Source organism: Paenibacillus sp. TC-CSREp1, assembly GCF_050171015.1.
Taxonomy (GTDB): Bacteria; Bacillota; Bacilli; order Paenibacillales; family Paenibacillaceae; genus Paenibacillus; species Paenibacillus silvae.
The window spans coordinates 127,877-135,957 of sequence record NZ_JBNOKM010000017.1 but is presented as its reverse complement, the minus strand read 5'-3'; the positions used below and the strand labels follow the sequence as shown (position 1 = coordinate 135,957).

Sequence of the window (8,081 nt, the reverse complement as noted above, 5' to 3'; positions counted from 1 at the left end):
CATACTGCTGACCGCTACAAAGCACCTTTTGATCTGGGCTGGGATAATAAGACTCAGTATATGCTCATTCACATTAAAGATTAACGGCTTTATGTTTTTGTACTTCAAATCCTTCCCCCCACATATATTTCAGAAGTGGACATGTCGGGCTGGAAGGAGATTGAAGTTATGCGCAAGCCGTCGCTCATTCGACAAACAGCCGTTCGTTTGGGAGCAATCACGCTAACCAAGAGCATAGGACTTCTTGGACGAGTCGTGTTAACTCGAATGATTGGCGCAGAAGGTATTGGTTTATTTCAGATGGCCTATGCCTATTTTGGGTTTGTGCTAATGCTGGTTACCAACGGGTTTCCCACGGCTCTGGCTATATATACAGCAGGGAAAAAGAAAATGGCCTGGAGATGGTTTATAAGGCTGAGTCTGTGGATCCTGTCTGGAGGCATCATCGCTTTTATCCTGACCCTTATATTCGCAGAACAAATATCACATGTTTTAGGAAATACAAACAGCTATTATTTTCTTCGGGCTCTTGCTCCAGCACTTGTCATCGTCCCCCTGCTGGCTCTGTTTCGAGGGTATCTTCAAGGTCTTGAAAAATATGAAGCGATTGCGTTTTCCGAAATTGCTGAGCAATTTGTCAGGGTTACTGTTATGCTTGCGTTATGTATCTTTTTACTTCCACAAGGGGCCATGTTTGCCGGAGGTTTAAGCATGCTTGGCACCAGCTTAGGCGGGATTACTGCTTTTCTAATACTTCTTGTCTTTTACACTAGAAATACAGCCAGCTCTACATACAAGGAAATATTGCCTGTACCATCTAAAGGGGAAATGTCATGGTTTGTTCGAAGTTCAATAGCCATCTGTCTTACACGTTTGCTGATTCCGCTTTCCGATATGGCTGATGCCTTAATTATTCCCGCCAGATTGCAGCAAGCCGGTTATTCTTCCAATGAGGCAACTGTCATGTTTGGTGTACTTACAGGTATGGCGCTTCTCATTGCTTACATGCCGACATTGGCAACGGCTGCACTCTCACACACCATGACCATGAAACTCGTATCCGCTTGGAAAGAACAGCAATATATTCTATTTCAGAATCTTAGTTTAAAGGCCGTTCGATTCGCCTGGTCCTGGGGCATCGTCTCTACCCTCTTCTTATCGGTGTATGCGGAAGAACTGGCTTTTTTTCTATTTCATTCAACAGAAGCAGGTCGCTTGATCAAAAGCTTATCTCTCATCCCCTTTATAGTAGGAGTGAGAGAAATAACAACCAGCATCCTCTGGGCCAAAGAGCAAAAAAAGATAACCTTTGTGGCTACCGCCATCGGGATTTTTTTCGCCATATGCTGCCATTATTTCCTCATCCCGCTCCCTTATATGCAGTTGTATGGAGCTGTTATAGGTACTCTGCTAATGGAGCTAATTGTACTGGGTGCCAATGTTTGGGCACTTGGATCATTATTGTGTAGGATGCGTATTGGAAAAATGATTGCTTCTGCTCTACTCTTTATCTCCGTAGGCATTCCACTAGGATATGTGATTCGTGCTTGCAGCCTTAACTTGTACCCGGGAACCTTAGGTGGATTATTAGGCATGCTAATCTACGGAGGAGCGTTGCTTCTCATACATGTATGGATGAATCAGCGGACATCGACATCCGCATAGTCAGGCATTTTTATGGAGTGTTAGTACTGTTCAATTCCTTCCAAATTCATCTCCAATTAGGTCTGACTACGTTCTTGTTCATTCCGGCAATCAGTGCAAGTTATTTTTCTTGGTTTCTTGGCTTAGGATAAGAACTTGTTGTAATAAAATAAAAAAAGCCGCTTCTATAGCGACTTCACAGTGAAACTCTGTTAAGGCCGGTTACTGTTGGATGCTGCTCCATCCGCTAACATTACACTGTCCATAATCATTGTCGCCTACAGCAACCATCGTACCATTAGACTTCAGTCCGATGGTATGGGCACACCCCGCTGCAACAGCTTTAATTGAGTGCCAGCCACTTACATCGCATTGGTGATGTTTATTCGAACCCACAGCAACCATCGTACCGTCTGACTTAAGACCAACGGTATGATAACTGCCTGCTGCAACTGCTACAATATCGCGCCATCCGCTTACGTCGCATTCACCTTCATTATTTCTGCCCACAGCGACTACCGTGCCATCCAATCTAAGTCCGACGGTATGAAGATACCCCGCTGAAACAGCCAAAATATCGCTCCAGTCGTTTACGCTGCATTGGTTATATTTATTGTTACCATCTGATTTAACTCCAACAGTACGGCACCAACCTGCCGAAACGGATACAATAACCCGCCATTTGCTTACATTGCATTGGTCATGCTTATTCCAACCTGTAGCTATTACCGTACCATCCGATTTAAGGCCAACGGTATGGGCATTGCCTGTGTTTGTAGCCATGTGAACATTACCAGCAACCACTGCTACGATATCGCACCAATTGCTTACGTTACATTGGCCGTATTTATTATCACCAACAGCTGTTACAGTACCATCAGACTTAAGACCAACGGTATGACGGCGACCAGCCGCTATAGTAGATGTACGTAACTGTTTCGTCTCAATCACCCCTCCCATGTAATCACCTCTCTCCCCATTTAGATAACTAAATCAAGGTTGATCATCGTCAAAATCTTTTATCTGCTTTTCCCTTAAACGGTATACATAATAAAATGGTATGAACCCACAAATAAACAAAATAACTCCTATTACCACCCCATTTGTCCATCCAAAGTTTTTTGCGATAGTAAGATATGCCACAGCAGTAGCGATGGCAATTAGTACTATTATACTAACCACAAATGATTTCTTAGGATTTTGTAATGCCTTTTCATTTTCTACGCTAGTACTTATCGATAAATATGCATAAACAACAGATGTAACAATAAATAAAAGCCAAAGTGGATTCTTACGCATATCTTCAAGTCCACCTTGAAATAACTCGTAACCAAGAATACATAAAATTCCAATCGATTGAACAATATAAATAATTTTAATATGTTGCAAATTTCTAAATATTAATCGTTCATCTGTAATTTTCTTCATTCAACATCCTCCTGATCCACCCAGAATATTTCATCTAATTTTGAATTTACAGCATAGCAAATTTGCAAACATAGCTTTAATGATGGATTATACTTCCCCTTCTCAATCAGACTAATGGTTTGTCTTGTAATTTGAACTGCATCAGCTAATTGTTGTTGTGTTAAATCTGCTTTTACACGTGCAATCTTCACTTGATTTTTCATATATTCCCCCCCACTCCAATGTAACATATATATTCCTTTATGTAAATTATATATTACATTTTGAATGGAAGAAAATGAGCTCTGATCTAATTGTATGTAAGACAAACTAAAAGAAATGGGCAAGAAATACATAGGGAATCCGACTGTATTTCTTGCCCGGTTTATTCAATAGGATGGCTAAAGAAAAAAACACCTTCCATGATGGAAGGTTGATAATTAGTTTACGCCCAGCTTCTCTAACACAAGATCAATTGATTTCTCCTTAATATGAGGAGCATCGCTAATGATCCAGTGAGGTACAGTATAAACTTGTTTCTTCTTCATTGCCTTCATGTTATTCCAGATCGAACTTTGAGTTAATTCCTCATATATCTTTTTAGCTTCTTGATCTCCGCCACGCAGAGGGCGGCCAACCTGAATAAATATATGATCTGGATTTAGCTCAGGTAGCTGTTCAATTGAAATATTCTCGAAATTTTGGATCGCTTCGGTTTGAGGCAAATATTGTAGACCTATATCTTGAGATAACGTCGCTCCTAAGGATTGAGTTGAGCCATAAATTCGAAGCACCTTAGGCATCACACGCATATAGAGGACAGTTTCAGCAGGATCAATCTTTGAGGTAAGCAGCTGCATTGAAGCAGTTGCCTTCTGATCATACTTAGCTAACCATTCCTCGGCTTCCTTGTTTTTTCCAAGCTTGCTTCCGAGTTCCTGCAAAGATTTACGCCAATCATCGTTTTCCTCTGTAAGGATTGTGGGTGCAATTTTGGTCAGCTGGTCGTAAATTTCTCTTCGGCTTTCCCAACCGATAATTAAATCCGGATTGCTTTGAGAGAGTATTTCGAGATTGGGTTTATCTCCAAGATCAATGACACCATCTAATGCATCCTTCTCTAAATACTCAAGGTTTGTCTCTCCCATAAAGTTTGTCATAGCATAAGGTTTGATGCCCAGAGCTAAGAGAAAATCAGCTAGCTGCCAATTTAAAACGGCAATCTTTTTTGGCTCTCCAATTATTGTGGTTTCCCCTGCTTCATTCTGGATGAATATGGAGTTATCGGATGCGCTCTCTTCACTTTTAACTGCATTAGAATCACTCTGCGTAACGATTGTCCTTTCACCTATACCACAACCAGAAAGGAAAAGGGTACTAATCAGCAGTAGGAGTAAAGTAAATCTGAAGTTTTTTTTTGTATGTAACAAAATTTCTATCCCCCTATTTATATAGAATGCACACATTATAATGATAATAATTATCATTGTCAATTAGAGGGTGCTCTCCAGCCCTGGCAGAAAGATTACAAACCTGGCATTAAAATTCAATGTAACCTACCATTCTAGCCAAAAAGGCAGGCAACTAAGAAATTTAGAAACAGCGGCATCGCAGGATACGAATATCCTCGAATGCCGCTGCATGATTTATGCGATAAATACTACCCCGTCAGTGTTACGATGCATCATCTCAGTAGTCCATATGGAATTAATGCACAATGAGGACCGGGCAACTTGATAATTGTGAAACCTTGTGGCTGACACTTCCAAGCATCATTCCTTTTACGCCTATTAGTCCACGGCTTCCGATAATAATAAATTGCTGCTGGGTTTCCCTTGCATAATTCAATATTTCGTACGCAGGATCTCCCTTAAGATGAACAGTTTCCGGATTTATCCCCGCAGACTTTAATTTAGATTTGGCTTGGTTTTGTCAAACATCGTTATCACCCTTTTCGCGGCATCTCGTAATGAGTTCGACTACCTACAATACGACTACTTGCTGCTCCTATACCAACTATAAAGAGCAGGACCGAAGCTCCCAGCAAAATGAAAAGTGGCAGGTTCCAGCTATTTGTCGCATCATGCAGATATCCAATAAGGGCTGGCCCCATCGCGGCAAGAAGATATCCGATCGATTGCGCCATTCCAGATAGTTCCGCTGCCTGATGCGCATTTTCAGTGCGCAACCCGAAAAACATCATGGACAAGCTAAAGGCGAAGCCACCACCAATTCCGAGCATGATGATCCATAACAGAATGATATTGGAGCTGCCGTATAAAAGCCCGAGTGTTCCCGTTAAAAGCAAAATGGTAGTGATGACCACTAACAAACGTTGATTGGACATGCGCCCCGCAATAACAGGAACAATAAAAGTAAATGGAAGCATCGCTAACTGCATGAGGGATAGGAACCATCCTGATTGGTTGGGGTCAATCCCCTGCTGCTTTAAAATTTCAGGCAACCAAGCAATCAACACATAGAATATCATGGACTGTATTCCCATAAACAAGGTTACTTGCCAGGCGAGCGGGGATTTCCAGACATTCACATCGTAGCTGGCCATCCTTTGACTCGTCATGGCTGTTTGCTTTGTTTGTTTTCTTGATTGGGGCAGCCAACAGAGGATGGAAACAAAGCTTAGAATCCCCCATATTCCCAATGCTCCCTGCCATTTTAGACCGGCGTCCACGGCCAGGGGTACACTGATTCCCGATGCGATTGCTCCGCATAAATTCATTGAAATGGAGTAAACACCTGTCATAGAGCCAATTTTATCTGGGAAATCTCTTTTGATTATACTTGGCAATAATACATTACATATAGCAATGGCGAATCCAAGAACTGCTGTCCCGATAAACAGATGAATTGCGCCAGATAATGAACGTATGACAATACCAGCAGTCAGAAAAATCAGGGCAATCAAAATGATACGCTCAACCCCATATCTTCGTCCTAATTTTGGTACTAGAGACGACAATAAAGCAAAGGCGAGCAAGGGTACCGTTGTGATCAGGCCTGCTAATGTATTTGAAATATCAACGTCATCCCTTATGAGACTCACTAAAGGACCGACTGAGGTCAAAGGAGTACGTAAATTAGCTGCAATAACGATAATGCCGAGAATGATAAGCGCCATAGAGGACTGTACGTTTTTTTGTTTATTCGGCATTTTCATTTCTCCTTCCTGAATTGTTACGTATGATTTACTTCATTCTGATGAAACTTTGCTATAACATTCGCGCGAATAACGAAAGTATATTATAATATATTTATTTAAACAATAAGTATTTTAAAATATACTAAAGTTTATGTGTGAAAAAAAATACAACTCTGAATTTCCATTATGGAAATCGGAGTTGCATTTAACAAATGGATTTATCGAATATTAGAAACCATATTTTAAAGAGATATGGAGAACGGTTTGGCTATTGGTATGATTGGTATAAGAGTGAGGAGAATCTGCACGAAAACTGATCGTATCATATTGATTCAGTGTGTAAACCTCTCCATCGACTTCTATCTCAATGGAGCCAGTCATCACTGTTGCAATTTCAGTTGTATTTACGTGATGCCCTTCAGGATAATACGAGCTATTTGGCTGTAAGTATGCCCGACACATTTCAATGTCATTGCTTTTAAAGACGGGTTCAATCATCCAATTTTTTTCATCATTAGAAAACCGTAATCCTTCGCCTGCTCGATACAAACTAACAGGGTTCTCTGATTGGAACAAAGCCAACAGCGGTAAAGATATGCCTTTTGAAATTTTCCATATCATTCCCAAAGTTGGATTTGTCTCGCCACGTTCGATATTCCCCAGAGTAAGTTTGCTTACGCCTGTTAATTCAGATAAGTCGTCCAAGGTTATGTTTTTTTCTTTCCTGTACTTTTTCAATGCTCCGCCGATTTGTAATACAATTTGTTTTGATTCATCGATCTCATCCATTTGATATTCACCTCAACAATAAACTGTTATAACTAGTATATGGTTTATATAAATATTATGAAAGGTGGTTTAGCAATGAAGATTCTAATTGTTGGGTATTTTAGCGAGACCTCAAAATCAAATATTGTAAGGTATTTCCCTCAAGAATGGAACGTTGTCATTGTCCCGCCTGGAAAAGAAATGCTGCAACATATTGAAGATTGCCAGGTAATCATCCCTGAACATATTAAGGTGGATCACAGCCTGCTTTCTATCGCCAAAAAATTAAAATTGGTACAGACGGGTGCAGGATTTGATAATGTAGATGTTCCTGCCTGTACAGAGCTCGGGATTTGGGTGGCCAATGCAGCAGGCGTGAATGCACAGGCAGTGGCCGAGCACGTAATGGCGCTGATATTGTCTTATTATAAAAACATACCGTTTCTGGATACCTTCATGAAAAACAAGATGGATGAAAATCATTTGGAATATAGAGGTAGTGAATTAGAAGGCAAAACAATCGGTATTATCGGTTTGGGCGCTATCGGAAAAAAAGTAGCTGCGTTTTGCAAGGCTTTTGACATGAATGTTCTTGCTTATGCGAGAAATGAGAATGTACAATCGGACGGTTATGTGACAATGACGGATTTTGATACTCTTGTAAGCACATCGGACATCGTCAGTGTACATATACCGTTGAATCAGCAAACCAGACAGCTGATCAACAAAGCGGTGTTCAAAAAAATGAAGAATACAACTCTATTTATCAATACCTCCCGCGGCGGGATTGTCAACGAAAGAGACTTGATTGATGCATTAAAAAACGGGGATATTTCAGGCGCATGCCTGGATGTGTTTGAATCTGAACCGCTTCCTGTGGACAGTGAGCTCCGGAATATGGGTAATGTGATACTTACTCCTCATACAGCAGGAATGCCTGATGGTCGGAAATTTCATAAAAAAAGATATGATTTTTTTATAAAAAATATAAAACATATAGAAAATAGTGAAGAGCCTGAAAGCAAGCTTAATCAGTTATTATAGTTTTGCAGTTATCGAAGCTCGAAAAGTTGTCGTATTGAGTCTCCCCTAACAGGAGATG

The 8,081-nt window shown here is 40.6% G+C and carries 8 protein-coding genes and 1 pseudogene; 2 read left to right on the top strand and 7 right to left on the bottom strand.

What is annotated here, in order from left to right; all coding sequences use genetic code 11:
* Window positions 1-168: 168 nt before the first annotated feature.
* Complete coding sequence (locus tag ACQSGY_RS24380) at window positions 169-1,665, top strand: oligosaccharide flippase family protein (RefSeq protein WP_427181292.1); 1,497 nt, start codon at window positions 169-171, stop codon at window positions 1,663-1,665.
* 201 nt (window positions 1,666-1,866) lie between these two features.
* Here the strand turns inward: ACQSGY_RS24380 and ACQSGY_RS24375 are convergent, their stop codons facing one another.
* The 7 genes and pseudogenes from ACQSGY_RS24375 to ACQSGY_RS24345 form a co-directional block, all read right to left on the bottom strand.
* Window positions 1,867-2,604: an RCC1 domain-containing protein gene (locus ACQSGY_RS24375; RefSeq protein WP_427181291.1), complete on the bottom strand. Its 738-nt coding sequence runs from the start codon at window positions 2,602-2,604 to the stop codon at window positions 1,867-1,869.
* A 33-nt stretch (window positions 2,605-2,637) separates the two neighbouring features.
* The gene (locus tag ACQSGY_RS24370; protein WP_427181290.1) at window positions 2,638-3,072 is read right to left on the bottom strand and encodes a hypothetical protein; all 435 of its coding nucleotides are present in this window, start codon (window positions 3,070-3,072) and stop codon (window positions 2,638-2,640) included.
* Complete coding sequence (locus tag ACQSGY_RS24365; protein WP_216514109.1) at window positions 3,069-3,275, bottom strand: helix-turn-helix transcriptional regulator; 207 nt, start codon at window positions 3,273-3,275, stop codon at window positions 3,069-3,071. Before ACQSGY_RS24365 ends, ACQSGY_RS24370 begins: the two co-directional genes overlap by 4 nt.
* A 216-nt stretch (window positions 3,276-3,491) precedes the next feature.
* Entirely contained in the window at window positions 3,492-4,481 is a 990-nt protein-coding gene (locus ACQSGY_RS24360; protein ID WP_427181289.1) for an ABC transporter substrate-binding protein, read from the bottom strand.
* Window positions 4,482-4,758: 277 nt separating this feature from the next.
* Window positions 4,759-4,959 (bottom strand): annotated as a pseudogene (locus ACQSGY_RS24355) (universal stress protein); the annotation flags it as partial.
* A gap of 37 nt (window positions 4,960-4,996) precedes the next feature.
* The gene (locus ACQSGY_RS24350) at window positions 4,997-6,223 is read right to left on the bottom strand and encodes a CynX/NimT family MFS transporter (protein ID WP_427181288.1); all 1,227 of its coding nucleotides are present in this window, start codon (window positions 6,221-6,223) and stop codon (window positions 4,997-4,999) included.
* A 216-nt stretch (window positions 6,224-6,439) separates the two neighbouring features.
* Window positions 6,440-7,000 carry a helix-turn-helix domain-containing protein gene (locus ACQSGY_RS24345; protein ID WP_427181287.1) on the bottom strand — a complete coding sequence of 187 codons (561 nt, stop codon included), beginning with the start codon at window positions 6,998-7,000 and terminating at the stop codon, window positions 6,440-6,442.
* A gap of 75 nt (window positions 7,001-7,075) precedes the next feature.
* Here ACQSGY_RS24345 and ACQSGY_RS24340 point away from each other — a divergent pair, with 75 nt between their 5' ends.
* Window positions 7,076-8,023, top strand: a complete 948-nt coding sequence (locus ACQSGY_RS24340) for an NAD(P)-dependent oxidoreductase (RefSeq protein WP_427181286.1) — start codon at window positions 7,076-7,078, stop codon at window positions 8,021-8,023.
* Window positions 8,024-8,081 lie beyond the last annotated feature (58 nt).

Coding starts and splice junctions, on each gene's coding strand:
- ACQSGY_RS24345 (WP_427181287.1), bottom strand. CDS start 7,000: ATGGATGAGATCGATGAATCAAAACAAATTGTATTACAAATCGGCGGA.
- ACQSGY_RS24350 (WP_427181288.1), bottom strand. CDS start 6,223: ATGCCGAATAAACAAAAAAACGTACAGTCCTCTATGGCGCTTATCATT.
- ACQSGY_RS24375 (WP_427181291.1), bottom strand. CDS start 2,604: ATGGGAGGGGTGATTGAGACGAAACAGTTACGTACATCTACTATAGCG.
- ACQSGY_RS24380 (WP_427181292.1), top strand. CDS start 169: ATGCGCAAGCCGTCGCTCATTCGACAAACAGCCGTTCGTTTGGGAGCA.
- ACQSGY_RS24365 (WP_216514109.1), bottom strand. CDS start 3,275: ATGAAAAATCAAGTGAAGATTGCACGTGTAAAAGCAGATTTAACACAA.
- ACQSGY_RS24340 (WP_427181286.1), top strand. CDS start 7,076: ATGAAGATTCTAATTGTTGGGTATTTTAGCGAGACCTCAAAATCAAAT.
- ACQSGY_RS24370 (WP_427181290.1), bottom strand. CDS start 3,072: ATGAAGAAAATTACAGATGAACGATTAATATTTAGAAATTTGCAACAT.